The sequence below is a fragment of the Amycolatopsis regifaucium genome (assembly GCF_001613935.1).
In the GTDB taxonomy this organism is placed as follows: Bacteria; Actinomycetota; Actinomycetes; order Mycobacteriales; family Pseudonocardiaceae; genus Amycolatopsis; species Amycolatopsis regifaucium.
In genome coordinates this window covers 180,288-205,484 of the sequence record NZ_LQCI01000001.1, presented here as the reverse complement: position 1 = coordinate 205,484, position 25,197 = coordinate 180,288, and the positions used below count along the sequence as shown (strand labels likewise).

At 70.2% G+C, this 25,197-nt stretch carries 28 protein-coding genes; 10 read left to right on the top strand and 18 right to left on the bottom strand.

All coding sequences use genetic code 11. The annotated features are described in order from the left end of the window. The first annotated feature begins 8 nt into the window (after nucleotides 1-8). Genes AVL48_RS00950 through AVL48_RS00940 form a run of 3 tightly spaced genes read left to right on the top strand, consistent with a single transcriptional unit; the run spans nucleotide 9 to nucleotide 1,590 of the window. Nucleotides 9-1,037, top strand: coding sequence for a CHAP domain-containing protein (locus AVL48_RS00950; protein WP_061982925.1), 1,029 nt, complete (start codon nucleotides 9-11; stop codon nucleotides 1,035-1,037). Further along, nucleotides 1,034-1,300, top strand: coding sequence for a hypothetical protein (locus tag AVL48_RS00945; protein ID WP_061982926.1), 267 nt, complete (start codon nucleotides 1,034-1,036; stop codon nucleotides 1,298-1,300). Before AVL48_RS00950 ends, AVL48_RS00945 begins: the two co-directional genes overlap by 4 nt. Then, nucleotides 1,297-1,590, top strand: coding sequence for a hypothetical protein (locus tag AVL48_RS00940; protein ID WP_061982927.1), 294 nt, complete (start codon nucleotides 1,297-1,299; stop codon nucleotides 1,588-1,590). The genes AVL48_RS00945 and AVL48_RS00940 overlap by 4 nt, the downstream gene beginning before the upstream one ends. On the opposite strand, the gene AVL48_RS00935 is transcribed toward AVL48_RS00940, so the two are convergent. Beyond that, on the bottom strand, nucleotides 1,585-2,355 hold the full coding sequence (locus AVL48_RS00935) for an ESX secretion-associated protein EspG (RefSeq protein WP_061982928.1): 771 nt from the start codon (nucleotides 2,353-2,355) through the stop codon (nucleotides 1,585-1,587). The two genes, AVL48_RS00940 and AVL48_RS00935, sit on opposite strands and share 6 nt — an antisense overlap. A gap of 97 nt (nucleotides 2,356-2,452) precedes the next feature. On the opposite strand from AVL48_RS00935, the gene AVL48_RS00930 reads away from it, so the two are divergent. Next, entirely contained in the window at nucleotides 2,453-3,262 is an 810-nt protein-coding gene (locus AVL48_RS00930; RefSeq protein ID WP_061982929.1) for a helix-turn-helix transcriptional regulator, read from the top strand. Here AVL48_RS00930 and AVL48_RS00925 read toward each other — a convergent pair. Genes AVL48_RS00925 through AVL48_RS00905 form a run of 5 tightly spaced genes read right to left on the bottom strand, consistent with a single transcriptional unit; the run spans nucleotide 3,237 to nucleotide 6,486 of the window. Next, nucleotides 3,237-3,782 (bottom strand): hypothetical protein, encoded by a 546-nt coding sequence (locus AVL48_RS00925; RefSeq protein ID WP_061982930.1) that lies wholly within the window; start codon nucleotides 3,780-3,782, stop codon nucleotides 3,237-3,239. The genes AVL48_RS00930 and AVL48_RS00925 overlap by 26 nt on opposite strands. Next, complete coding sequence (locus AVL48_RS00920) at nucleotides 3,779-4,507, bottom strand: hypothetical protein (RefSeq protein ID WP_061982931.1); 729 nt, start codon at nucleotides 4,505-4,507, stop codon at nucleotides 3,779-3,781. Before AVL48_RS00920 ends, AVL48_RS00925 begins: the two co-directional genes overlap by 4 nt. Beyond that, complete coding sequence (locus tag AVL48_RS00915; protein WP_061982932.1) at nucleotides 4,507-4,806, bottom strand: hypothetical protein; 300 nt, start codon at nucleotides 4,804-4,806, stop codon at nucleotides 4,507-4,509. The genes AVL48_RS00920 and AVL48_RS00915 overlap by 1 nt, the downstream gene beginning before the upstream one ends. Continuing rightward, complete coding sequence (locus tag AVL48_RS40475) at nucleotides 4,803-6,017, bottom strand: PPE domain-containing protein (RefSeq protein ID WP_061982933.1); 1,215 nt, start codon at nucleotides 6,015-6,017, stop codon at nucleotides 4,803-4,805. The genes AVL48_RS00915 and AVL48_RS40475 overlap by 4 nt, the downstream gene beginning before the upstream one ends. Further along, nucleotides 6,007-6,486, bottom strand: a complete 480-nt coding sequence (locus AVL48_RS00905; RefSeq protein WP_061982934.1) for a hypothetical protein — start codon at nucleotides 6,484-6,486, stop codon at nucleotides 6,007-6,009. The genes AVL48_RS40475 and AVL48_RS00905 overlap by 11 nt, the downstream gene beginning before the upstream one ends. A gap of 311 nt (nucleotides 6,487-6,797) precedes the next feature. Here AVL48_RS00905 and AVL48_RS00900 point away from each other — a divergent pair, with 311 nt between their 5' ends. After that, nucleotides 6,798-7,214, top strand: a complete 417-nt coding sequence (locus AVL48_RS00900) for a DUF6892 domain-containing protein (protein WP_061983095.1) — start codon at nucleotides 6,798-6,800, stop codon at nucleotides 7,212-7,214. A 103-nt stretch (nucleotides 7,215-7,317) separates the two neighbouring features. On the opposite strand, the gene AVL48_RS00895 is transcribed toward AVL48_RS00900, so the two are convergent. From AVL48_RS00895 to AVL48_RS00885, 3 genes are all read right to left on the bottom strand, one after another. Beyond that, nucleotides 7,318-8,169 (bottom strand): hypothetical protein, encoded by an 852-nt coding sequence (locus AVL48_RS00895; protein WP_061982935.1) that lies wholly within the window; start codon nucleotides 8,167-8,169, stop codon nucleotides 7,318-7,320. 10 nt (nucleotides 8,170-8,179) lie between these two features. Beyond that, nucleotides 8,180-9,214: a sigma-70 family RNA polymerase sigma factor gene (locus tag AVL48_RS39915; RefSeq protein ID WP_244162432.1), complete on the bottom strand. Its 1,035-nt coding sequence runs from the start codon at nucleotides 9,212-9,214 to the stop codon at nucleotides 8,180-8,182. A 417-nt stretch (nucleotides 9,215-9,631) separates the two neighbouring features. After that, nucleotides 9,632-10,594 carry a YncE family protein gene (locus tag AVL48_RS00885; RefSeq protein WP_061982936.1) on the bottom strand — a complete coding sequence of 321 codons (963 nt, stop codon included), beginning with the start codon at nucleotides 10,592-10,594 and terminating at the stop codon, nucleotides 9,632-9,634. Nucleotides 10,595-11,077: 483 nt separating this feature from the next. On the opposite strand from AVL48_RS00885, the gene AVL48_RS00880 reads away from it, so the two are divergent. Next, nucleotides 11,078-12,172 (top strand): S1 family peptidase, encoded by a 1,095-nt coding sequence (locus AVL48_RS00880; RefSeq protein WP_061982937.1) that lies wholly within the window; start codon nucleotides 11,078-11,080, stop codon nucleotides 12,170-12,172. A gap of 124 nt (nucleotides 12,173-12,296) precedes the next feature. Here AVL48_RS00880 and AVL48_RS00875 read toward each other — a convergent pair whose 3' ends face one another. The 3 genes from AVL48_RS00875 to AVL48_RS00865 form a co-directional block, all read right to left on the bottom strand. Beyond that, complete coding sequence (locus AVL48_RS00875; protein ID WP_061982938.1) at nucleotides 12,297-13,442, bottom strand: VanZ family protein; 1,146 nt, start codon at nucleotides 13,440-13,442, stop codon at nucleotides 12,297-12,299. Continuing rightward, nucleotides 13,435-13,740 carry a hypothetical protein gene (locus tag AVL48_RS00870; RefSeq protein WP_061982939.1) on the bottom strand — a complete coding sequence of 102 codons (306 nt, stop codon included), beginning with the start codon at nucleotides 13,738-13,740 and terminating at the stop codon, nucleotides 13,435-13,437. The genes AVL48_RS00875 and AVL48_RS00870 overlap by 8 nt, the downstream gene beginning before the upstream one ends. Nucleotides 13,741-13,947: 207 nt before the next feature. Then, nucleotides 13,948-14,841 (bottom strand): MurR/RpiR family transcriptional regulator, encoded by an 894-nt coding sequence (locus AVL48_RS00865; protein ID WP_143104912.1) that lies wholly within the window; start codon nucleotides 14,839-14,841, stop codon nucleotides 13,948-13,950. A 134-nt stretch (nucleotides 14,842-14,975) separates the two neighbouring features. On the opposite strand from AVL48_RS00865, the gene AVL48_RS00860 reads away from it, so the two are divergent. From AVL48_RS00860 to AVL48_RS00850, 3 genes are read left to right on the top strand one after another with little or no spacing between them, the layout of a single operon-like run. Continuing rightward, nucleotides 14,976-16,367 (top strand): MFS transporter, encoded by a 1,392-nt coding sequence (locus tag AVL48_RS00860; protein WP_061982940.1) that lies wholly within the window; start codon nucleotides 14,976-14,978, stop codon nucleotides 16,365-16,367. Further along, nucleotides 16,364-16,801, top strand: a complete 438-nt coding sequence (locus AVL48_RS00855) for a GAF domain-containing protein (RefSeq protein WP_061982941.1) — start codon at nucleotides 16,364-16,366, stop codon at nucleotides 16,799-16,801. Before AVL48_RS00860 ends, AVL48_RS00855 begins: the two co-directional genes overlap by 4 nt. After that, complete coding sequence (locus AVL48_RS00850) at nucleotides 16,798-18,012, top strand: metal-dependent hydrolase family protein (RefSeq protein ID WP_061982942.1); 1,215 nt, start codon at nucleotides 16,798-16,800, stop codon at nucleotides 18,010-18,012. Before AVL48_RS00855 ends, AVL48_RS00850 begins: the two co-directional genes overlap by 4 nt. Nucleotides 18,013-18,081: 69 nt before the next feature. On the opposite strand, the gene AVL48_RS00845 is transcribed toward AVL48_RS00850, so the two are convergent. From AVL48_RS00845 to AVL48_RS00820, 6 genes are all read right to left on the bottom strand, one after another. Next, a complete protein-coding gene (locus AVL48_RS00845; RefSeq protein ID WP_061982943.1) occupies nucleotides 18,082-19,083 on the bottom strand; it encodes a proline racemase family protein in 1,002 nt (333 codons plus the stop codon). Continuing rightward, nucleotides 19,084-19,995 (bottom strand): dihydrodipicolinate synthase family protein, encoded by a 912-nt coding sequence (locus tag AVL48_RS00840; RefSeq protein ID WP_061982944.1) that lies wholly within the window; start codon nucleotides 19,993-19,995, stop codon nucleotides 19,084-19,086. Then, nucleotides 19,992-21,359, bottom strand: coding sequence for an FAD/NAD(P)-dependent oxidoreductase (locus tag AVL48_RS00835; RefSeq protein WP_061982945.1), 1,368 nt, complete (start codon nucleotides 21,357-21,359; stop codon nucleotides 19,992-19,994). The genes AVL48_RS00840 and AVL48_RS00835 overlap by 4 nt, the downstream gene beginning before the upstream one ends. Next, complete coding sequence (locus tag AVL48_RS00830) at nucleotides 21,356-21,664, bottom strand: (2Fe-2S)-binding protein (RefSeq protein WP_061982946.1); 309 nt, start codon at nucleotides 21,662-21,664, stop codon at nucleotides 21,356-21,358. The genes AVL48_RS00835 and AVL48_RS00830 overlap by 4 nt, the downstream gene beginning before the upstream one ends. Beyond that, the gene (locus AVL48_RS00825; protein ID WP_061982947.1) at nucleotides 21,661-22,839 is read right to left on the bottom strand and encodes an NAD(P)/FAD-dependent oxidoreductase; all 1,179 of its coding nucleotides are present in this window, start codon (nucleotides 22,837-22,839) and stop codon (nucleotides 21,661-21,663) included. The genes AVL48_RS00830 and AVL48_RS00825 overlap by 4 nt, the downstream gene beginning before the upstream one ends. Nucleotides 22,840-22,918: 79 nt before the next feature. Beyond that, entirely contained in the window at nucleotides 22,919-23,518 is a 600-nt protein-coding gene (locus AVL48_RS00820) for a helix-turn-helix domain-containing protein (protein ID WP_061982948.1), read from the bottom strand. Nucleotides 23,519-23,825: 307 nt separating this feature from the next. Here AVL48_RS00820 and AVL48_RS00815 point away from each other — a divergent pair, with 307 nt between their 5' ends. Beyond that, complete coding sequence (locus AVL48_RS00815) at nucleotides 23,826-25,193, top strand: FAD-binding oxidoreductase (RefSeq protein ID WP_061982949.1); 1,368 nt, start codon at nucleotides 23,826-23,828, stop codon at nucleotides 25,191-25,193. Nucleotides 25,194-25,197 lie beyond the last annotated feature (4 nt).

Below are 25,197 nucleotides of genomic sequence, written 5' to 3'. Positions count from 1 at the left end.
AGACTTCGATGGACACCCTCGCCACCGCCCGGCATTTCGCCGCGGACATCCTGGCGCACCGCAACAAGCTGGCGGGCAAGGCAGAGGACGCCGCCCGCGTCCAGTTCGCCCTGCGCCAGGTCTCGAAGACCCTGCACGACCAGCACGATCTGCACAAGAAGGAGACCGAAGTCGTCCTGAGTCATTGGGACGGCAAGGCGTCGGGGGAGTTCGAGCGCACCACCATGCGGCTGCGCAAGGACATCCGCACCACCGCCGACGCGACCACCGACGCCGAACGGGTCGTCGCTCGCGTCACGTCCACTGTGGATGGCGGACACACCGCCGTCCAGCGGCTCGCCGACGAGTACATCGGCAAGGCCAAGAAGCTCCTCGACGACGCCGCCGGCGTGGGCTCGCGGGCCGCGATGGCCACCGCGATCGCCGCGGCCGCCGATCTCGCGCCGCGGTACACGAAGCAGTCCGCCGCGACCCTGCGGAAGGTGAACGGCGAACTCGCCGACGCCGCGAAACGGCTGCGCGCGCTGCGCAAGGAACTCCGGCACGACGGCGTCGCCGACCGCTCGGTCGCGGACCACTCGTCCGGTCACGGAAAAACCGAAGCCGCCAAAGCGTCCACTCGTGGGCAGAAGGTCGTTTCCGCCGCGCGCGAGGAACTCGGCACACGGGAGAATCCGCCCGGCAGCAATCGGAACCCGTACGGCCCGACGGCGCCGTGGTGTGCTTCCTTCGCCACCGCGATGTGGCGCAAGGCCGGGGTGAAGATCCCGATCCTGCCCTTCACCGGCGACGTCTACCGCTGGGGACAGCAGCACGACAAGGCGTACGGCAAGAACTCGTTGAAGCAGGCGAAACCGGGTGACGTGCTGCTGTTCGGGACAGGGCCGCAAAGCCCGTCGACGAGCACCCACATCGGCATCGTGGAGAAGGTGGAAGGCAACACGGTGACGATGATCGAGGGCAACTCGGGCAACTCCGTGCGCCGCAACACGCACACACTGTCCAGCGCCACCTTTTACGGCGGGGTGCGTCCATGAGCTTCGGAAGCGCGCGGGACCGCGTGATCACGGTCGAGGTCGAGACCGGCGGGGCGCTGCGGGATCTGCGGATCGAGGAGAGCGCGCTGCGGCTCGGCCCCCAGGAACTTTCGAAGCGGATCCTCGGTCTCATCGAGCGGGCGACGGCTCAGGCGAGCCGGCGGCTCGAATTGGACGACGCGGAATCGCTGGGTCTCGGTACGAGCCCTGAACTGGCCGAAGCGGCGGAAGAGACGACTCCGGAGACGTGGAGGGTGCAGTGATCGACGAACGCAGTGTCGAGCAGCTCCTCGAAGACGCCGAAACCCCGGACACCGACTACCGCGGGCGACTGGCCGCGGTCACCGGCGAAGCCAGTAGCGACGGCGTCACCGTGACGGTCGACCTGTACGGGAAACCGGTCGGGCTGCGGTTCGACCGGCTCGCGCTCACCTCGCGGGCGAGCGACCTGTCCGCGCTCGTGCTCCGGCTCGCCGCGACGGCGACGGTCGTGGCACTCGACGTCGGTGAGTCCGTTGTGGACGGTCTCGTTCCGCCGGGCCGGCGTTCATGACCAGTCTTCGATCATCGACGTCAGGCGCCCGGCGAGCCAGCCGGCGTCGGCCGGGGTGACCATCACCCACGGCTCCCCGCCGACGTTCTCGTGGGTGACGGCGTAGCGACCGGCCTCGGTGTCGAACCAGCTGAGGACCGGGCTCCGGCCGCGGCCGCCGTTGACCGCGAGCTGCCCGGCCCCATACCGCACCGACGTCACCATCGTCGCCAGCGGCCGCACGCTCCGCCCGGTGATCCCAGCCTCGGCCAGGGCACGCTCGAAACCGTCGTAACCCGCTCTCGCGAAGCCGTCCATGGCCGCCGAGAAAGCGGCTCGCGGCAACCGGATCTGTTCACCCGGCCCGGGTACGCCGTCACCGAGCATCCGGCCGACGGTGACGATCAGATCGTTCGCGCGCAACGGTTCGAGGACCAGGTCCTGTTCGTCCAGCACCGCCAGCACGCCATGGGCACCCCGGACGGCCGCGAGCATCCGCCACGGCTGTTCGCCGAGCACGAGCGCGTCCACTGACAGCGCGGGTGAACCCAACAGGACGAACAGGTCCTCGATCGCCGGGTCGACATCGTCACCGCTGGTGAATCCGGCCTCGGCCAGCCCGGCGAAGACCTGTTCGCCCAGTTCGTCCCGTTCGTCCATGGTTTCGCCGTGTGAGGCCACGTCGAGCGGATAAGGCAGCTCACTGTTTCCCAGATCCGCCCACAACAGGTCGAATTCCCGATGCGACAGGACGATGCCCACCGAACTTCCCGAACGCCGCGCCATGACCTTTCCTCCCCTGCTGCCGCCACCCCGGCGGGCACGATACCGATCGAACGGCGAAGATGAACGCGAAGTCCCGACAAATCCGCGAACGGTGCCCATGACCGAACCCGAAGTCGCGACCGGACAACTGATCGTCCGTGCCTCCGGCGCCGCGGCCGCGCGCGCGGCCATCCTCGGCGACCGGAAGACCGGCCCGGACGGCATCCAACTCCTGCTGCGCTGCACCGTCCCGCGCGCGGTCGCCGAGGAGGGCGCGAAGCTCGGTTTCGCGGGCTGCGTCCTGCACGTGCTGCCGATCGGCGGGCACGACGGCGAAGCACCCGGCAGGCGCGGCGTCGTCATGCTGACCCTTCCGGTGGCGGAACTCTCGTTGTCCTTCACCGAATTGCGCCCGCTGATGTTCCGTCCCGTCGACGTCGAGGCGCCGCTGCGAGCGTTGTTCTCCAGCGCGATCGCCCACGTCCTCGCGGTCGGCGCGTCGCTCGATCCGCACGGCCTCGCCCACTACCTGCGCGGACTCGCGGAACTGGTGCTGCGCAGCGTGCTGCGGGCCGAACTCGACCGCGCCGACGCGCTCGCGACCCGACGGCGCGAGGCGGTCCGGTACATGCGCGACCAGCTCGCCGATCCCTCGCTGAGCGCGGATCAGGTGGCCGAGGCGCTCTACATCTCGCGGCGTCGGCTCTACCAGCTCTTCGACGACGGCCAGGGAATCTCCGAGCGGATCAAGGGGATGCGGGTCGAGCGGGCGAAGACCCTGCTGGCGGATCCGGCGAAGGCCGCGCGGGGGATCGCCGAGATCGCCAAGGACTGCGGCTTCGCCAGCGCGGCCCACTTCTCGCGCACTTTCCGGAAGACCGTCGGGGAAACACCGCGGGAATTCAGGGAACGCGCGCTGGCTCACTGAGATCCACCCCCGCGACAAGCGCGCCCGCGAGCGCGGCGACGTCCAGCCAGCCACGCCCGCCGGGCGAGTGCAAGGTGAACACCGCGACCCGCGGCCGTGCCGGGTCGAGCACGACGGCCTGCAACTGCGCACCCGGCCCGTCCACGGCGATGCGTTCGACGATCACCACCGGATATCCGCGTGCCGTCGTCGCGGTGCTGACCTCACGGATCCCCGGCGTGGTGTCGGCCGCGAACCAGCTCAGTTCCGCGGCGGCCTCGACACTCAGCGGCCGTGCGACGGGGGCCGACCCGGCGAGCAGCAACGCCGGATCGGCGTCGCGGTGCTCGGCGACCGCCAGCAAACCCGCGCGGTGCTCGTGGGCGCGTTCGGCGGCCTGGATGGCGGCGGTTTCCAGGCCGAGGTCGCGTTCGGCGTCCGGGCCGCGGAGCCGGACGAGCAGCGTGTGCAGTTCGGCCGTCGTCCGTTCGACCGAGGCCAACGAAACCGGGGTGATTCCCGGGACCGCGGTGAGTTTCACCGGCCACCCAGGGAAACGGCCGCCGCGAAAGCGCCGACGGCGCCGGAAGGCGGGGTGACCGCCGGGCCGGGAGCACGGGCCAGCGAAGCCGCGAGTTCCTCGCCCAGCGCGGAGAATCGTTCCATGCCGCGGGTGACCTCGGCGAAGGACGCTCTCCCGTCCGGTGCCTCGCCCAACGCCGTGTCAGGCTCGCCGAGCGCCCTCAGCCGCTCTTCGACGCGCGACGCTTCGGCCCGGTGACTCGCTTCCAGCGCACGGGCTTGGTCCAGGACACGGTCGAGTTCGCGTCGCACGTCCTCGTGGCGTGCTTTCGCTGCCGCGAGTCCGGCCTGTGCCGCCGCGGCGCCGGCGGCGAACTGGACGGTCGTTTCCGCCCTCTCGACGGCGTCCGCCGCTTCGGTGAGCGCCCGGCGCAGGGTCACGGTCCGCCGGTCGAACTGCTCGGCTCGCCGTATCCCGGCCACGACGGTGCCCGCCCATCCGGTGAGGATGTCCGCCGTGGCACGAAGGACGGCCGGCGCGGGTTCGAGCGCCGCCCTCGCCGCGGCCGCGCGAGCGGCGAAGGTTCCGGCGGCGTCACCCTCCCATTCACGCGGCATCGCGATCCGGACGGCGGTCGCCGCCTCGATTTTCGCCGCCGCCTCCGAACACCGCCGGGCAGCGTCCGCGACGGCGTCCGCGTCCCCCGGAACCGGGTCGAACCCGAGCCCTCCGAACTCGGGCATCAGAAGCTCCCGTCCACCCGGCGCAGGGTCCGGACCGCGTCGTCCTCGGCGTCCTCATAGGACTTCGCCGCGGTAAGGATCCCAGCCGCGGCACCGGCTGCCTCGGCATGCGCCGCGGCGACGGAGCTCGCCCATGGCCGGATCAGCCCGTCGAGCGCGGTCGCGATCCCGGGCGGGCCCAGTTCGCCCGACGCGACACCGTCGGTCAGCCGTGCGGCATCGCCCAAGTCGTCCGCGACGTCCTCGAACCGCCGCGCGAGAGCCCGCAGTCGCTCCGGCTCGGCGCGGTAGCCGCTCATTCGCCGAACACCGGCGGATAGGCGGGCGGAAGATCGTCGAGGAGGTCGTAGCCGCTGCCGTAGCGGTCACGGTGTTCCTTGTCCTCTTCCCGCTGGCTGCCGGTCATCGGCGGGTACATGCCGAACCCCGCTCCCCCGGCGCCGCCTCGGGTACTCGCGGCACCCTGGCCGAATCCACCGGCCGCCGGCGCGGCCGTGCCACTGAAACCCCCTACGAGACCCGCGCCGGCACCTCGGCCGCCCCTGGCGGCGTCGTCAGCGGAAAGCACACCACCGGGCAGGGAGGAGCCGGGGCCGTAGCTCATGCCTTGCCCGGATCCGCCGACGCCGGTCGTCCCTCCGGACGGGAGGTCCCCGACTCCGGCCGAGGCCGCGTACGTGGCGCTGTCCTCGGGGTTCACGATGTCCGGTTCGGAGACGACGGGCGGCGGCACCGGGACCGGACGAGGCGGAACCGGCGTGGGCGGGAGCGGCGTAGGCGGGAGCGGCGTGGGCGGGAGCGGGTCGGCGGGTGGCAGGACGGTCCGTGGCGGGGGAAGAGGCTGAATTTCGGCCGCTTTCGGCGGGGCCTCGAACATCGGCGGCAACCGGTGCCGGACGTCGTGGCTGGCGTGTTCGTACTGTTCCATGACCCGGACGGCTTCGGCCTTCGCCCGGTCCGCCTCGCGTTTGGTCGGCAGCTTGTCGTCGAGGAGGTCGTCCATCATGTACGCGCCGTTGGGTCCGTCGAGTGCCTTCACCGCGTACCCCGCGCGGAACCAGCGCTCGGCGTCGTAGTGCACCGGCTCCGGCATCTTTCGGCGCGCTTCGGTGATGGCCGAGGTGTACGCGTCGAGGCCGTCGCCGACGTGCCGGGAGTTCCGCGCGGCTTCGCTGGCCCAGGTGGTGAGGCGGTGCGCCGACTCGGCGGCCTGCGCCGAAGACGGCCCGCGCCAGGACATCACCAGCTTCTGCACGATGGTGCGGATCTCGGCGGTCGCGGTGTCGACGCCCTTGGCCAGTTCACCCCAGCGATGCGCCTGCTCCCCCAGCTTCTGCGGTTCGGCGGATTTGATCATGTCCCACAGCTGGCGGTGCTCGTAGCAGTCCCAGTTGATCTTCCCGAGCGTGCCTTCCTTCAGGTTGGCCTCGCGGCGGCGGATCACCTTCCGCTGTCTGGCTCGTGCCCGGGCGCTCAGCGGATGCTTGTCGGTGTAGTACTCACTGCTCATCAGTCCCCCTCGCCACGGCGTCGACGGCGGACGCGTTCGCTTCGTCGGTGCGGACGTGCTGCTCGGCGACCAGACCGATCGCGGCCCGGAACGCGGCGAGTTCGGCCAGGTAGGACTCGAGCGCGACCTGCACCCCGCCTTCCTCCGCCCCGCCCCGGCGGGCGAACGACCGGCGCATCGGAACGGACACGGGGCCTTTGCCGTCGGCCAGCGGGGTCCCCAGCTCGCGGGCGTCCGCCAGATGCGCCTCCAGCACCTGTTGGCGCTCGTCCAGCGCCTTCAGCGCGTCCGCGATCTCCGCGGGGTCCAGTTCGATGCGATCCGAGCCGTCGGCGACGATGTCCGCGGCACCCTCACCCGTCGGTTTCCCGACCTGACCGGCCTTGCCGACCGGGCCGGACGGCCGCCGCTGCTCGCGCAGCTCGTCGCGGATCCGCTCGGCCTCCGCCTTGCCGTGCACCTTGACCATGTCGCGCGCTCCCTCTCGTCGTCGACGCGCACATCTTCGTCGTTCCGGCGCGTCAAGACCAGTGCCGGATGCACAGCGGGACATGAAGCCTGCACAGCCGGTCAACCGGCGCGGCTCAGGACGTTTGAACGCCCCCGTCTTCCTTGAGGACTTCACGGGCGACGAGCACACCATTCAGCCAAGCCATGAAAAAGGGCTCTCACGGAGAGAAGAGTGCCGCCGATGGCGTGAGGACCTGGCCGAGCGCGACGACCCATTCGCTCCTGTGGAGGGTCAGCGGCCAGGCGCATCGCCGCTTGTATGGTTCGGCCATGAGCCAGCCGATCCCGTTCACCGACCTCAACTTCAAGCTCGCCGTGGTCCAGGAGCTGATGTACGACCAGGACCTCCTGCCGCGGTTCGACCTGCGGGAGTACGCCGCTGAGCAGGGTTTCACCTTCGACGACGGAAGCGTCGAAGCGGTGCCTGAGGCCCTCGCCTACTTCGAGGCGCTCGAGGTGCCGGCCGAGCTTGCGGAGAAGGTCACCGAGATCGAGATGGACGGCGGCAACGAGATCTACCTCGAGATCGCGCCGAACTGGGATGGCGAGGACGGTCTGTTCGATGTCGACGAGTTCGCCGATGTGCGGCATTTTCCCGACTTGAAGTCGATGACACTGCTCTACACGGGCAACGACGAGGCACTGGAGACGCTCCGAGCCCGCGGCATCGAGGCAGACTGGCTTTGACCGAGCACCCGGCACGGCGCGAGCCCACCGCCCAGGCGTCTTGCCAGGGCGGCGGGCTCGCGCTGGGTGCCTCACCGTGCTCCACAATGGACACCGCGGTGGCTCACGGGTACAGCGTCATCCCGGAGTCGAGCGCGATCTCGGTCAGCTGCTCCAGAGTGAGGGGTGGCACCGGGCTGTCCGGTTTCCGTTCGCGCTTGGCGTCGACGGCGTTCGCCGCCTCGAGGACCACGCCGATCTTGTCTGCGCGGGCGACCTCGACCCGATGGATCGACGGCCCACCGCCTTTCAAGGTCAAGGTGGTCGCCACGATGACCTCCCCTTTCGGCCCGAACGACCGGTGACACACCTGTTCCATGTCCTCCGGGGGCCGGTCCGCGCAGTCGGCGGCCAAGTTCAGGCGGCCACCCAGCCGTCCCAGCGTCGCTTGGACGCTTCCCTTCTCACCCGACCTGACCGTGGCCGCCCCCGCGAGGAACTCGTCCTCTCCACCACTGCACACGCCACCGCCGCCGTTGGTCACCGGCCTCGCCGAATGGACGACCTGCAGCGGCCCGCGCCCGGGGTCTGCCGCGGGGTAGTTCGCCGCGTCGGGGGCCAGCGTCGTACCCGCGGCGAGCCGGGCGTTCACCGCGGCGGTCAGCACACCGGTGAGCCGCGTCGTCGCTTCGGCCGGTTTCTCCGTCGGCACCGGGCCCATCAGGGTGGGAATCTTGCAGGGCTCCGGCAGTTCCGGCGCCGAGGACGGTCCCGCCGCCGGGCTCACCGTCCCGGATGATCCGGGCGCGAGGACGAGAGCCGCTCCGACGGCGACGGCGGCCACACCCGCGGCCGTCGCCACCCACGGGTTCGGCCGCAGCCAGGCCGTCTTCCGTTCCCGCGCCACGATCGCGTCCACGTCCACAGTGGACGGCGGGGCCACGCCGATGATCTCGTCGATCCGTTCGTTGGTCATCTCGTCTCCTTCAGTTCAGGGTGGTTTCGGCCAGCCGCGCACGCAATGTGTCGAGGCCCCGCGCGGTCTGGCTCTTCACCGTTCCCGCCGAACAGCCGAGAATCGCGGCCGTCTCCTCGACCGAGAGGTCGCAATAGATGCGCAGCACGACGGCGGCCCGGCGCCCCGGCGGCAGCGCGTCGAGCAGGGCGAACAGCTGCGCCCTGTCGAGTACCCCGGAGTTCAGCTCCACCGCCGGTTCGGGCAGCTCCCCCGACAGTTCCTCACGCCGCCACGACCTGCCTCGCTCGCTGAGCCAGGTACGCACCAGGATCCGGCGCACATACGCGTCGAGATGCTCGACGCCACTCGCCCGCTTCCAATGCCGATAGAGCTTGGTGATAGTGATCGACACCAGATCGTCCGCGAGATGCCAGTCGCGGCAGAGCAGATAGCCTGTCCGCCGCCACACCTCCATCCGAGACGTGACGTACTCCCGGTACGCCGTTTCGTCGGACCGCTTCACCCTGGCCTCCCGTGTTTTTCGCTCACACCTTCTACAACCGGGGATACGGACACCCGGGTTGCCCGGCCGGCAACGATTTATGAGCTTCCGTGTTCCGGGAAGCCGAATATCCCGGCCGGCGTGGGATCGTGGAACTTGATCACGCGGGAGACACCGGCCGCCCGAAGCACGCCGTCCGGGTCCCGGTGGTACACGACGGCGGCGGGTTGGCCGTTGGCGGTGGTGAGGGACGCATATCGCCCGGCCCGACCGCCAGTCGCGGAACGGCGTCGCCTCCAGGGTGGCGTCGGTGCGCAGCACCTGTTCCAGCAGGCGGGCATCGGAGCGTTCGAAGGCCGCGATGTAGTCCTGGAGCAGCGCGCGTGCCCTCGGGTCTGTCGGTTCGAGCAGTTCCGTTGTTTCCGGCTTCACCTCGTCCAGCCGGGCACGGGCGCGCTGCAGACCGCTTTCGACCGCGGCCGCGGAGAACGCCAGCACTTCGCGCAGGAGGAGGATCGCCCGCTGGCGGGCCGGCAGGTGCTGGAGGCCCGCTGGAACCACCGGGCGAGGCCGCAATCGGTCTTCCAGGAAACAACGTCTTCCTGGCCGCCGCCTTCGAGACCGGATAGCCGAGAAGCGTCGCACCGACGGGAGACGGTGGCGCCTCGAAGGATATGTCCTGCGTGCCCGCGACATCGGCGACATGGCGGCCGTCGACCGGGTCCAGGGCGAGCGCGCGCGGTCTTGCTGGCGTGAAGTACATGATGGCCCCCTTCCTTGCGCTAGACGCAAGGAAGGGGGCCATCATGTACTGGGAGACTTCTGCAGGAACTCCGAGTCCCTCCGCCCCATCTCACACCTTGATCAAGCTCGTGTCGACCGGCAACCCGCACCAGCCCCACACCCCAGTGCGTAACCCCGAAGGTACCTGAAACGACCTTGGCCAGAACCCGAATCGCCACTCACGACACAGCGAGATCAGCGCCGCAGATCGAGGTAGGCGAGGGCTGCTTGCCCGGCGAGCACGACGTAGGCGTGCGTGCCGTCCTGGGTGACCGCGATGCCGTACGGGTAGGCGCCCGCGGGCAGCTTGCGCACCAGTGTGTTCGTGCTCGTGTCGAACTCGGCGAGGGTGCCCTGCGTCGTATCGCTCGCCCTGCTGCTCGCATAGACCCGGCTTCCGTCCGGGCTGATGGCGAGCCGGTAGCCGTTCTGCAGGCCCGGCACGCGTGTGACGACCTCGTGGGCGATCAGGTCGACGACGACGAGCGCGCTGCCACCGTTCTGATAAGCGCGTGTTCCGTCCGGGGAAAGCACCACGTCGCCGCCCGAGCCGGTCTTGACCGCGTCGACCACGGTGTTCGTGGCGGTGTCGATCGCGGTGAGTTCGCCGGAACCCGTCGCCGCCCAGATCTTCGTACCGTCCGGTGCGGTGGCGAGTGCGTAGGCGGAGGTTTCGAGCTTGACCGCGGCCACCTCGGTGTCCGTGGCCGTGTCGAGTACGTGGACGGCTTCCCGTCCGGCCACGTAGACCCGGCTGCCGTCACGCGACACGGTGAGTGAGGTCGGGTAGTCGCCGCCGAACGGGGCGGCGACCATGGTCTCCGAGGCCATGTCGATCACCGAGACGGCGTTCGCGTAGGCGTTCGCGACGTACGCCTTGGACCCGTCCGGGGTGAACGCGACTCCGAAAGGACCACGCTGGACCGCGATGGTGTTCGTGACCTTGTGGGTCGCGGTGTCGACGACGGTCACGGTCGCGTCCGGCGGGCTGGTGACGAGGGCCTTCTTGCCGTCCGGGCTGATCACGACGGCTTCCGGGTACTTGCCGGTCGGGATCAAGACGGTCGGTTCGGCCGCGTTCGCGACCGCGGTGGACGCGCCGAGCAGCACGGCGGTGACCCCGACGGCCACGGCGCGCCGCGTGAAAGTTCGTGACATGGTGACGATAACTCCTTGTCCAGGCACGACGAAGCCGTGCCACCCCAGTTGACGACCCGAACCTAGCGGACGAAGCGGACACCGCACCAGCGGCCTACCGGGACGATCCGAGTTGGCCGGGCCCACCTCGAGGTGCCGGGCGAAAGAGACACGTTCGTCACCGATTCGAACGAATGGGTTCAGCATTATCACCATCAGGTGACGCGCCCACTCTCCCCCGCGAGCGGGCGTTTCCCGAATGGACGCACGAGCGTCGCGGGTTGTCGAGCGCCACTCGACGAATCAGGGACGGTAAAACGTGCAGGCTCCACTCACAAGAGTGAGGAAATCCGGAAAAACCCGATTTCACTGAGCCGGAAAGGGGAACCGCCGGTGCAACTCAAATGGCGGCATTCGGCCGGTACTTCGCTGTCGTAACGTCGAATGAGGAGCGTGTCTCCAGCACACACCCCGCACCGAATTCCGCAATACTCGGAGGTTTTCGTGATTCGACGTCCCCTGCGCACAATGACCGCCTTACTCGGCGCCGCGGCGGCCGTGACCGCTTTCGCGACCCCGGCTTCGGCGGCGACACCGGTGCTGAACGAATCGGCCGGTCCGGTCACGTTGGCCGCCACGCAGCAGCGCCTCGGCGTTTCGCTCGGTGCCGCGTTCGCCGGTTCCTGGCTCGACAAGACGACCGGAGAACTGGTCGTCGGCACCACCGACCGGAGCCACTCGGCCCGGATCCGCGCGGCGGGCGCGATCCCGAAGGTGGTACGGCACAACATCGCCGAGCTGAAGAAGATCCAGTCCACATTGGACAACAGATCGGCGGGCGTGCCCGCTTCGGTCGCCGGGTGGTACGTCGACGCGCCCACGAACGAGGTCGTGGTCAGCGTGGTGGGCGGTGCCCCCGAGGGCCGGGCCTGGGCGACGGCCGCCGGAGTCCCCGTCCGGGTGGCACAGGTGAAGAGCGCGCCGCGGCCGTTGTGGGCGGTCATCGGCGGGCAGGGTCTCTACTTCAGCGGCGGGGCCTGTTCCGTCGGGTTCAACGCCTACGACGACGATGATCATTATGTGATCACCGCGGGCCATTGCACCGAACTCGGCGGCACGGTGCGCGGTGTCGACGGCACGATCGGCAAGGTCGCGAGGTCGTCCTTCCCCGGCAACGACTACGGGACCGTGAGGGTGACCCAATCGGACGTCTCGACCCCGCCCCGGGTCGATCGGTACGAGGACGGTTCGGACGTGCGGATCGAAGGCGCCGACGTCGTGGGGGTCGGTGGCCGGATCTGCCGGTCCGGGATCACCACCCATTGGCGGTGCGGACGGGTGGAAGCCTTGGACCAGACCGTGAACTACGGCGACGGGAACATCGTCCAGGGCCTCACGCAGACCGACGCCTGCGCCGAACCGGGCGACTCCGGCGGTTCGTTCGTCAGCCGTCCTTCGTCGGGTTCCGGCACGAAACTCGTGCAGGCGCAGGGAATGACCTCGGGCGGCTCCGGTGACTGCGACGAAGGCGGCACCACGTTCTTCCAGCCTGTCAAGGAGGTGCTCGACCGCTACGACCTGACCCTCGAAAAGGACTGATCTCTCCGGCAGGGGGCGGCCGAGTTCCCCGGCCGCCCCCGTCGTACTCGACGGGCGGGGTCAGGGGCAGGGGCAGGACGTCCACCGCGACCTCCGCGAGCGCGAGATCCGATCGGTAATCGCGTCACCGACGCTGACCGACGCCGTCGCGCCCGGAAGCCCCGTTTGTGTCGACAACGCCGGGTGGCTCGTCCGAACCGGCGATCGTCCGTGCGTCGACCACCCGCAGGCCGGCGAGAATGCCGGACAGGCCTTGGTGATCTTGCGGCCGGATCGCGAGCATCCCGCTGGCGAAGAACAGCAGATTCGCCAGCGGTTCGAAGCCGCCGTTGACCACCGAAGCCAAGGTGAGCAAGGTGAAATAGCCGCCGGAACCGGCGAGGAACCGCACCAGCGTCCGCCACCCGGCCGGCTTTCCGCCGTCCGGCCCGACCGGTCGCAGCAGTACGACCCGCTGGCCGAAGGTGGCGCCGTTACCCGCGAGAGGGACGACGAGCAGCAGGAGCATCGCGGGCAGCAGGGTGCCGATCAGGGCAGTGACCACGGTGCCGGGCTGACCGACCAGCAAGGTTGTCACCAGCCCGACGGTGGTGCCGAGCAGGACGACCGAGACGACGTCGACAGCCATTCCGAGCAGGCGGCGGCGCGCGGTGACCGGTCGCGGGATCCCGGGCGGCGCGGACGGCTCGTTCCCCGGCAACAGCCGCAGCAGGGGAGCGAGTCCGAAGCCGACGGCGGCGCCGAGGGTGTTGGTCAGCAGGTCGTCGACGTCGGCCAGCCGGTACGGGCACTCGAACAGGAACCAGACCCCGGTGAGCTGGGTGCACTCGATGAACAGCGAAACCGCGAACCCGATCGCGACGGTGGCCGGAAAACTTCGCCGGAAGAGGTGCCGCACGAACATCCCCAGCGGCACGAACAAGGCGACGTTGAACACCGCCTGCTGGACCGCGGGATTGCGCAGGAACGCCCGCAGGCCGCTCCCGGACTGCTCGCGGCGAATGTCGGCGAGGAACTGGAACGGTCGCGGCTGCAGGTGACTCGCCGCGTGCTCGGCGCACCACGCCGCCGTCGTCTGCGGGATGGGAAGCAACGTGTACGTCCACAAGGACATCGCGTAGACCAGGAACCCCAGCACCAGCAGGACCCGCCAGAGCCCGAGTTCGCCGCGGCGCCGGTAACTCGCCGCGATGTACGGGACGGCCAGGAGGCCCGCGAGCACGAAGCCCGCGAACACCGCGATGACCGCGGAGACGGTCGGATCAGTCACTCGCGGAAGCTAGCAACGCCCGCTCCGGCGCACCCGTTACGCCACCTGGCCGGGTGACGGTGTCCGCGGAAGCGAGGGCGCGCTGATGCGCGAGCGCGGCGATGGCGAACGTCAGGTGGACGACGACCCAGTTGCGGTCTTCGCGATGGACCCGCTGCAACAGGTCGAGGGTGGCGTCGCCGGGACTACGGCCCTGACGGCAGGCGTCGATGAACGCCTGGGTCAGTTCGTCGACGTTCTGCCGGAACTCGGCGAAGGCGTCGGCGGGTTGGGCGTTGGAGAAGCATTCCACGGTCACGTCACTCAGCGTTTCATAGCGCGACGCAAAGTCACGACTTGACCGGGGCTGAATCACTCACGTGAGGTAGCCGCAGAGAGATGTCTGTGCTCTGCGTCACGCCGAGGCGAACTTGGCGGGCATCCGACGTTCCCATCGGTCATCCGGCGGGGGCGCCTCGACCGGTCGGCCTTTTCCGCGCTGTCCGTTCGGCCGACCCCGGACGGGTCAGTCGCCGGAGGCCCGCTTGTTCGACGGACGGCGGTGCAGCAGATCGAATCGCGACCACATGGCCTCGGCCGCTTCGATGGAGTCACTGGTCCGGGCGGGGTCTACGGCGGCCAGCTGCGCGACGACGGCCTGCACCAGGCTCATTCCGGCGGTCAAGGACGGGAAGAAGGTGACGCCCTCGGCGGGCACCATCAGCACCTGCTCCACAGCGCCCGCCAGCGCGGGACTCGCCGCGTCGGTGATGGCGAAGGCGCGCGCTCCCCTGGCCTTGGCCTCGTTGGCGGCGAGCACGGTGCTTTCGTACAGTCGCCAGAAACTGATCGCGATGAGCACGTCGTCGGCGGTGAGTTTCGCTGTGGCGTTGGCGAGTTCGGCGTCGCCCGCGGTGATCGCGTGGACGTCGTAACCGGCGAGCCGCGCGTTGTGCGCGAAGGCGATCCCGACAGCGGCGTAGCTGCCGTCGGCGATGACGACGGTGCGGCGCGCGGCGGCGACGGCCTCGGCGACGTTGCGGATCTCGTCCTCGTCGAACCGGCGGTTGAGCAGGGCGAGGCTGTCGAGGTCGCGGCGCAGCGACGCCGACCCGGGCGAGTCGACGTCCCGGTGTTCCTCGGCCACCTGCGGCGCGCTCAGCGAGGACATGTAGCGCGCCCGCAATTCCTGTTGCAGCGCGGGCCAGCCGGCGAAACCCAGCGCCTGCGCGGTACGGGTGACGGTGGCGACGTTGACCCCGGCGAGCTGGGCGAGCTCGGCCGTCGAGCCGAACGACGCCCGGCGCGGCTGGGAGACCAGCACTTCGAGCACGGCGGCCGACTTCGGGCGCAACCCGCGTTCCGGCGTCCGATCCCGAAGCCACGCCTCGAAACCGTCGTCGGTTCCCGTCTCTGCCACGCACACCCTCCCTCGACCGCGTCACGGTAACGCATCGTGCTCGCCGAACCACATGCAACAACCATTGCAGTTTTGCTGAAACGCAGTATACGTTGTCCGCACTCTTCGTCGCCCGCACACGGAAGGCGTTCCCCATGACGCTTCTGGCCCGGCTGGACCGGCTCCCGTTGAGCCGTCCCCACTACAAACTCCTGCTCATCGGCGGACTCGGGTACACCTTCGACGGGATGGACTCCGCCGTGGTCGCCTTCCTCCTGCCGAGCGCGAAAGCGGCCTGGGACCTCGACAACGGACAGCTCGGGCTGATCGGTTCGGCGACGCCGTTCGGCTTCCTCTTCGGCGCGATCGCCGCCGGACTGCTGGGCGACCGCATCGGCCGCAAGAAGGTCATGATGTACGCGCTGGCCTTCTACGCCGTGTTCTCGGTGCTCGCCGCCTTCTCCCCCGATTACGAGATCTTCCTGGGCGCCAGGGTGCTGGCCGGAGCGGGCGCGGGCGCCGAAAGCGCGATCATCGCCCCGTTCCTGTCGGAGTTCGTCCCCGCCAAACGACGCGGCTGGTTCGTCGGCGCGCTGGCCGGGTTCTTCTCGTTCGGGTTCGTGGCCGCCGCGCTGATCGGGCGCTTCGTCGTCCCCACGGTGCCGGAGGGCTGGCGGGTCGCCCAGCTGATCACCGCGTTGCCGATCGTCATGTTGCTGTGGTGGCGCCGGTCTCTGCCCGAATCACCGCGGTTCCTCGTCGCGAACGGGCGGCACGCGGAGGCGGAGAAGATCGTCGACAAACTCGAGCGGGACGTCGAAAAGGCGACAGGGCGAGCACTTCCCGCGGTCGCCGAGACCGATGCCCAGCCCGCGACGGAGACGCCGAAGGTCAACCTCCTCAGCGCGCTGAAGTTCCTCTGGAGCCCCGCGATGGCGCGCCGGACGGCGGTGATCTGGACCGTCTGGTTCGTGATCACGTTCTCCTACTACGGCTTCTTCTCCTGGATCCCGACGCTGCTCGTCCAGCGCGGGATCACGGTGACCAAGAGCTTCGAGTTCTCGATCATCATCTACCTCGCCCAGATTCCCGGCTACTTCTCCGCCGCCTGGCTCTCCGAACGGCTCGACCGCAAGCACACCATCGCGCTGTACCTGGCGGGCTCCGCGGTGAGCGCGTTCTGGCTGAGCCAGATGGACGCGCCGTGGTCGATCACCCTCGCCGGGGCGGTGCTGTCGTTCTTCCTCAACGGCACCTACGCCGGCGTCTACTCCTACACCCCCGAGGTGTTCCCGACCTGGATCCGCGCCAGCGGGACCGGGCTGTCCAGCGCGTTCGGCCGGGTGGGCAGCATCCTGGCCCCGACGATCATCGGCCTGTCGGCGGCGAGCCTCGGCTTCGCCGGAGTCTTCGGCCTCACCACCGCCGTCCTGGCGGCCGGGGTGGTGTGCGTGGTCGTGTTCGGCCTGTCCACCGCCGGCCGCTCATTGGAGGAACTGACCGAACACGGCGCGCCCGTGAAGACCGCGAAGGAGATGACGAAGTGACCGTGTCACTGTCCACTGTGGAGGACAAGACCCGCGCGACGATCGGCGCGCGCCTGTTCACCGTGCTGGCGTGGATGCCCGAACGGCGAGCGCTGCGGCGCGTGCACAGCAGCCATCCCGCGGAGTACCCGGTGGGCGGTGAGAAGACCGTCGAGGTGGCCGCGGGCTGGCTGGACCGGTGCATCACCGGGCAAGAACCCTACTTCGGTCCGGACAGCGCGGCGGTACGGGAGATCTTCGCCGACCATGAACTCATCGACCGGCTGGGCTGCGGCGCGGTGATCAACGTGCCGGTGGTGGACGACGGCCGCACACTGGGTGTCCTCAACATCCTCGACGCGGAAGGCAGCTACGACGACGATTCGGTCGACGCGGCCCGTTCCCTGGCACCGTTGGCGGTCCCGGCTCTGCGCGAAATCCTGGAGACGCGATGAACGGATCACTGCTGCTGCGCAACGCCCGGCTGCTCGACCCGGCCAAGGGCGAGTACGCCGAGGGAGACCTCCGGTGCGAGGACGGCCGCATCGTCGAGATCGGCCCGGGTCTCACCGCCGGTGACGTCCGGACCGAGGACCTGCGCGGCGCCGTCGTGCTGCCCGGTCTGGTCGACGCCCACGTGCACGTGACGGCCTCGACGGCGGATCTCGGGTCGCTCCCCTCGTCGTCACCGTCCTATGTGGCCGCGCACAGCGCCCGCACGATGAGCCGGATGCTGGACCGCGGCTTCACCACGGTCCGCGACGCCTCCGGTGCGGACTACGGCCTCGCCGACGCGCAGGCCGAAGGCTTGTTCCGCGGCCCGCGACTGCTGTTCTGCGGACGCGCGCTGAGCCAGACCGGCGGGCACGGCGACAGCCGGACCCGCGGCGCCAACGCCAGCGACGACCACCCGTGCTGCGCGGGTCTCGGCAGGCTCGCCGACGGCGTCGACGCGGTCCGCGCGGCCGCGCGCGACGAACTCCGCAAGGGAGCGCACCACATCAAGGTGATGGCCTCCGGCGGCGTCGCCTCCCCCACCGACCGGATCGATTCGACGCAGTATTCCGCCGGCGAACTGCGCGCGATCGTCGAGGAGGCGGAAGCGGCCAATCGTTACGTCGCCGCGCACGCCTACACCGCACGCGCCGTGAACCGCGCGCTGGAACTGGGAGTGCGGTCGATCGAGCACGGCAACCTGATCGACGATCTCAGTGTCGAACTGTTCCTCCGGCACGACGCGTATCTCGTGCCCACCCTGGTCACGTACTGGGCGCTGAAGGAGGAAGGACGCGAGCACGGGCTCCCGGAATCCAGCTGGCGCAAGGTCGACGAGGTACTCGGCGCGGGGATGGCCGCCCTGGACCGCGCCGCTCGTGGCGGGGTGAAGCTGGTGTACGGCAGCGACCTCCTCGGCGGGATGCACCGGCACCAGAACCACGAATTCCGGCTGCGCGGCGAGGTGCAGCCCGCGATCGACGTCCTCCGGTCGGCGACGTCGACCGCCGCGGACCTGCTGAACCTGACCGGCGAGATCGGCACGCTGGCCCCGGGCGCGTACGCGGATCTGCTCGTCGTCGACCGCGATCCGCTCGCGGACATCGGTGTCCTGGCCGAACCGGAGAAGTTCCGGCACGTCATCCAGGGCGGGACCGTGGTCTCCGGCTGACCGCGTTTCGTCCTCTACTTGCGGTGGTTGCGTGTGCATCTACCGCATCTAGAGGACGAAACGCGTGGGTCAAAGGACGAACCCGGCGGGGAACGGGTCGTCCGGGTCGAGCAGGTAGGTGGCGTTGCCGGTGATCCAGGCGCGACCGGAGAACTCCGGCACCACGGCGGGAACGCCGCCGACGGTGGTCTCCTCGACCAGTTCCCCGGTGAAGGTGGTGCCGATGAACGAGCTGTTCTCGAACGGCGTGTGCAGCGGCAACTCGCCGCGGGCGTGCAGCTGAGCCATCCGGGCGGAAGTGCCGGTGCCGCAGGGCGACCGGTCGAACCAGCCAGGATGGATCGCCATGGCGTTCCGCGAAGCGCGGGCGTCCGACCCCGGCGCGAGGAACTGGACGTGTTTGCAGCCGCCGATCAGCGGATCGGCCGGATGCTTGGGCGGACGCTGCTCGTTGATCGCCGCCATGATGTCGAGCCCCGCGCCGAGGATCCGGTCCTTCTCCGCCCGGTCGAACGGGATGTCCACTTGGGACAGTTCGAGAATCGCGTAGAAGTTCCCGCCGTAGGCCAGGTCGTAGCGCACCTCCCCGAGCCCGGGCACCTCGACGACGGCGTCACGCTCGGCCAGGAACGACGCGACGTTGCGGAGCTTGACGCGTTCCGCGCGGCCGTCCCGCACCGAAACCTCGGCGTGCACGAGCCCGGCCGGGGTGTCCAGGCGCACCACGGTCTTCGGTTCGGTCACCTCGACCATGCCGGTCTCCACCAGCACGGTCGCCACCCCGATCGTGCCGTGCCCGCACATCGGCAGGCAGCCCGACACCTCGATGTAGACCACGCCCCAGTCGGCGTCCGGCCGGGTCGGCGGTTGCAGGATCGCGCCGCTCATCGCGGAATGGCCGCGCGGTTCGTTCATCAGGAACTGCCGGAGCCGGTCGAGATGCGCCATGAAATACCGGCGGCGTTCGGCCATGGTGTCGCCGGGGATGAGCCCGACCCCGCCGGTCACCACCCGGGTCGGCATGCCTTCGGTATGGGAGTCGACCGCGGTGATCGACCGGATCGACCGCATCTACTCCACCCCCAGCGAGGCGAGCGCGCGCCGCATGTCGGCGGTGACCTGATCGCGGTGCTCGCCGGTCAGCGGCCCGCGCGGCGGACGGCACGGCCCGCCGTAGCGGCCGACGAGGTCCATGCCGAGCTTGATCGCCTGCACGAACTCGGTGCGCGAGTCCCAGCGGAACGCGGCCACCAGCGGTTCGTAGAGCGCCCTGGCCTTCTCGAGTTCACCGGCCGTCGCCAGTTCGAACAGGCGCGCCGATTCGGCGGGGAACACATTGGGGAATCCGGCGAACCAGCCGGTCGCGCCCATCAGCAGGCTTTCCAGCACGACGTCGTCGGCGCCGCTGATCACGTCCAGGCCCGATGCCTGCTCGCGGATCTCCAGCACCCGCCGGACGTCACCGGAGAACTCCTTCACCGCCACCACGTTGTCGATCGCCGCGATCTCGGCCAGCAGAGCCGGGGTCAGGTCCACCTTGGTGTCGATGGGGTTGTTGTAGACCATCACCGGCAGGCCGACCGACGCCACCGCCTCGAAGTGGGCGAGCACCTCGCCGCGGTTGGCCCGGTACATCGTGGGTGGCAGGCACAGCAGGCCGTCGGCGCCGTCCTCGGCCGCGGCCTCGGCCCACCGCCGCGCCTGATGCGACCCGGGCCCGTGCACACCGACGACGACGATCCCGTCGTCGCCCACGGTTTCGATCGCGGTCCGGGCGACCCGACGGCGTTCCTCGTCGGTCAGCGAGGAGTATTCGCCGAGGGAGCCGTTCGGGCCGACGCCCCGGCAGCCGTTGTCGACCAGCCACCGGCAGTGCGCGGCGTAGGCGTCGTAATCCACGGCCAGCCCGGCGGGCGCCGAGGCGTTCGCCCGGTACGGGAGGGCGGTCGCGACGACGACACCGCCGAGGTCGGGGCTGCTCATTCAGGATCTCCTTCGGTTCGGGCGGCGAGCTCGCCGAGCCGGACGGGCTGGGCGATCGGACGGTGATGTCGTTCAGCGGCACCGCAGAGTTCGGCCACCGCGGGGCCGCACATCCGGCCCTGGCACGGGCCGAGCCCGGCGCGGGTGCCGAGTTTGAGCGCATGCGGGCCCGGACAGGCGGATTCACGGGTGGCGCGGCTCAGTTCGCCGTACGTCGTTTCCTCACAGCGGCAGACGATCGTGTCTTCCCGTAGCCAGGCGGGCCACGCCGCGCCGATCGGATGAGCCGCGGCGAGCCGTTCGGCGAAAGCCCGGGCCCGGTCACGGGCGCGGAGCAGTGCCGTCGGCGGCTCTCCGCCCGCGGCGACGCATCCGGCCACCGCGCCTTCCGCGGCGGCGGTGACCGCGCCGCCGATCCCGGTGATCTCGCCCGCGGCGAAGACACCGTCCACTGTGGTCCGTTGCTCGCCGTCGACCCGGACGAAACCACCGTCGAGGACACAACCCGCCGCGACGGCCAATTCGGGCTGCGGGACGAAGCCGTGTCCGACACAGACCGCGTCGACCTCGTACGTCCGCTCGGTACCGGCGACGACCGACCAGTCCGCGCGGACCTTCGCGGTCACCACCTCGCGGACCTTGCCGGCGCCGCGTGCTTCGATCACGGCCCGGCCCAGCCGGTACGGGACGCGGTGGCGGGCCAGGGTGAGGGCATAGCGGGCCAGCTCGCCTGCCTTGCCGGTATGCGCGGCCAACTGCCACGGCCGAGCCGACCATCCTTTTCGGACGGTGGCGAACGGGTTGGCCTCCAGCACGGCGACCACCTCCGCCCCGACGCCCAGCAGCGATTCCGCGACCGGCAGCAGGAACGGCCCGGCCCCGGCGACGAGCACGCGCTCGCCGATCGCGACCCGCTCCCCCTTGGCCAGCGCCTGCGCCGCGCCCGCGGTGTACACGCCGGGCAGTTCCCAGCCGGGGAACGGCAGGGTGCGATCGTGCGCGCCGGTCGCCAGGATCAGCGCGTCCGGTTCGAGGGCCAGCCTCCGCCGTCCACTGCCGTCAGGCTGCCCCCGCAGCACGTGCAGCCGGTGCTCCACGCGATCGAACGCCCAGACGGTGGCGCCGGGCCACCATCGGCAGCGCGGATGCGTGAGCACGCGCCGGCGCCGGTCGAAGCCGGCCCAGCCGTGCTGGACCCGGTCCGGATGCCGCGCCGCGTAGGCCTCGGGCAACGTCCGGTGGTACTGACCGCCAGGGGCGTCCGCCTGGTCCAGCACGGTGACGCGGGCACCGGCCCGCAGCGCGTGCTCGGCCGCCGCGAGCCCGGCGGGTCCGGCACCGACGATCACCACGTGCCCGCTCACGCGCCCTCCTCCCGGGACTGGGTGCGGATCTGGTCGCCGTCGGCGGCCGGACGGCGGCACGCGCGGACGTCGGGCACGTCGTTGACCGTGAGCAGGCAGTCGAAGCAGGCACCGATTCCGCAGAACACGCCACGTGGCGCGCCGGCCCGGGTGGTGCGCCAGGAGATCCGGCCGGCGGCGAGCAGCACGCCAGCCACGCTCTGGCCCGCGATCCCGGCCACCGGTTCGCCGTCGACGGTGATCCGGATCGGCCGGTCGGTACGGCCGGCCGGGTCCCGGTCACGCGGCAGCAACCGGCCGCTCACGCCGCCACCCCGGCCAGTACCGCCGGACGGTCCACCGTGAACTCTTCGACGCCCATCGCGGGCTCCGTCCCGGTGAGCAGTTCGCGCAGCAACCGGGCGGTGCCGACGCTCAACCCGATACCGGCGCCTTCGTGGCCGGTGGCGTGCCACAGGTTTCCCAGCCGCGGATCTTCGCCGAGCACCGGGAGATGATCGTCCACATAGGGCCGGAAACCGCCGTAGGCCCGCATCACCGCGGCGTCGGCGAGCGCCGGGAACAGCCGCAGCGCCTTGACCGCGATGGCGCTCAGCACGTCGGGGCGGATGGCGTCGTCGAAACCCACCCGGCGGCGTGACGAGCCGATCAGCACGGTGCCGCCCCACGTCGACTCCACGACGGCGGAAGTCTGTAAGTCGCCCGAATCGGCGCCGACCGCGCCGACGTAATCGGCGTCGTAGACCTTGTGCCGAACCACACCGGGCATCGGGGTGGTCACCAGCACCTCGCCCCGGCGGGGGCGGATCGCGATCGGGGCACCGAGGCGCGCCGACACCTGCCCGGCCCACGGGCCCGCGGCGTTCACGACGACGTCTGCCTCGATGACCTCACCGGGCACGCGGACACCGGTGATCGATCCATCGCGGACGACAGCTCCGACGACCTCGGTCCCGGATCGCAACCGGGCGCCGTGCCGCAACGCGGAACCCAGCAGCGCCAACGCCGCGCCGGCGGGCTGGACCTGAGCGTCCTCCGGATAGCGGAAAGCGGTGGTCACCTCGCGGGTCAGCGCGGGTTCGACTTCAGCGAGTTCCTTGTGTGACAACGGTTCAGCGCGCACTCCGGCACCGGTCTGGGTCTCGGCGAACGCGGCGAGGGCGCGAGCACCCTCGCCGGTGGTGGCGACCACGATGCCGCCTTTGGGGTCGTACTCGATCGCCGACGCCGCGCGTGCGTCCTCGTCGGCGATCTCGGCGACCACTCGCGGCCACAGCAGAGCCGAAAGCTTCGCGAGTTCGAGTTCGGCGCCCGGTCCCTTGTCGGAGACGAGGACGTTGCCCTCACCGTGCGACGTGGTGCCCCCGGCCGGACGGCCGCGATCCACGACCACGACGTCGAAGCCCGCCAGGCTCAGCTCACGGGCACAAGCGGCGCCGACGATACCCGCGCCGAGAACGACCACGCGCGTTCGGTTCAACGGCCCTCCAGTGTTCGATAAAGCGAACGATCGGAGGGTAGGTCGCGGTCAGGAGAAGTGTCAATCCCCTGCCCGGCGGTCAGCCCTTCAGTACCGGATGCGGCTTGCCGTCGAGCCGTTCGTCTGCGCGGTATTGCAGCAGCAGAACCGAATGCACCGGCCCTTCGGCAGCGGTATAGCAATGCGGCTCACGGGCGTCGAAGGCGACGTAGTCCCCCGGGCCGACGTCGACGGTCCGACCGGCCACCTCGACGCGCAGCGAGCCCGACTGCACGACGGTGTGTTCGATGCCGACATGCCCCTGCGACCGCTGCGGCGCGCCACCGCGGACCACCTGGTCGTACACCTCGAAGACGCCGTCACCGGTCTCGATCCGCCGCAGCGGACGAAGATCGACGCCCTCCCCGCGGAGCACCTCGACGTCGGCACCGCGCACCACGGTGAGCGCACCGCCCGCCCGGTGATCGAGCAGATCGGAGATCGCCACCTCCAGCACCCTGGACAGACTGAACACGGTTTCGATGGTCGGATTGCCACCGCCGGACTCCAGCTGCGACAGCGTCGCCTTGCCGATACCCGAGCGCCGGGACAACTCCGACAGGGAGAGCCCTCTCGCCGTCCTGGCCACGCGCAGGTTGACCGCCAGCATGTCCCGGATCGAGGGTGTCTCGTTCTCCACCACTTCTCCCGCGTCGTTCGACAAACCGTACGACCGGACGGCGAATCGTTCGCTTTGCCGATCGAGTTCGCGGACATCATGACACGCCCCTAAGGGCGGGAGCGCTTCGGTCCGGAGGGTCGTGAGTGGCGATTCGGGTTCTACTGAAGGCTAAGGCAAACGGGCGTGCCTCGACCCGCCTCACGGGGAGCCAAGTGGGGAAACCGGCCGCGCCCGAGTTTCCGGGCATGGTCGTCCGGCTGGTACTCGTGAGTGGAAATGACGGTTCCCACCCTTGTCACCACGCGCGCCACTTAGCGTGAGGACCATGATGATCGATGATCTGGTCGCCGGGTTCCCGCCGGACCGTCTTGTCCGCGACCCGGACGTCCTGCGGAGCTTCGCCCACGACGAAGCCGAGTGGGCGCCGCACGGCACACCGGTCGCCGCGATCCGCCCGCACACCGCCGAAGAGGTCCAGGCGGTGGTACGGCTCTGCCTGCGTCATCGCGTCCCGTTGGTCACCCGCGGCGCGGGCACCGGCCTGTCCGGCGGCGCGAACGCTCTCGACGGCTGCGTCATCCTCGTCACCGACAAGCTCACCGCGATCAAGGAGATCGACGAACGAGAGCGGTTCGCGGTCGTCGAACCCGGCGTGGTCAACGACGATCTCGGCGCCGCGTGTGCGGAGCGCGGGCTGTGGTATCCGCCGGACCCGGCCAGTTCGCCGTGGTCGACCATCGGCGGCAACGTGGCGACCAACGCGGGCGGCGTGTGCTGCATGAAGTACGGCGTCACCCGTGACTACGTGCTCGGCCTGCAGGTGGTGACCGGCACCGGCGAGCTCGTCCGGCTCGGCCGCCGCACGGCGAAGGGCGTCGCGGGTTACGACCTCGCCGGGCTCATGGTCGGCTCCGAGGGCACGCTGGGGGTGCTCACCGAGATCACCGTCCGGCTCCGGCCCGCGCGCGGCCCGGAGCGGACCGTCGCCGGATATTTCGACACCACGGTCGCGGCGGGCGAAGCCGCTGCCGCGGTGGCCGCGCGAGGGGTGGTGCCCTCCGCGCTCGAACTGGTCGACAGGCACTGTCTCGCGGCGGTGGACGCCTGGAAGAACATGGGGCTGAGCGCGGACGCGAACGTCGTGCTGCTCGGCCGCACCGACACCCCCGGCGCGCTGGGCGAGCACGAGGCCGCCGTTCTGCTCGAATGCTTCGAGAACGCCGGAGCGACCTGGGCCGCCCAATCCTCCGACGAGACCGAGGCCAACGCGCTGTTCGCCGCCCGCCGGCTGGCCTACCCGGCGCTGGAACGGCTCGGGCCGGTGCTCACCGAGGACGTCTGCGTGCCGACGCAGGCGGTGCCCGAGATGCTCGCGCGGATCGACGCCGCCGCCCGGCGGCACGACGTCGTGATCGCCAACGTCGCGCACGTCGGCGACGGCAACCTGCATCCGCTGCTCGTCACACCACCCGGCGACGAGAACGCGAGGAAGGCGGCGCAAGCGGCCTTCGAGGACATCATCTCCGGCGCGCTGGACCTCGGCGGCACGGTCACCGGCGAGCACGGCGTCGGCCTGTTGAAGCAAGCGGGGCTCACCCGTGAGCTCGGTCCCGCGGTGCTCGAAATGCACCGCGCGGTCAAACGCGCGCTCGATCCGCACGGAATCCTCAATCCCGGAAAGGTCTTCCTGTAACCCC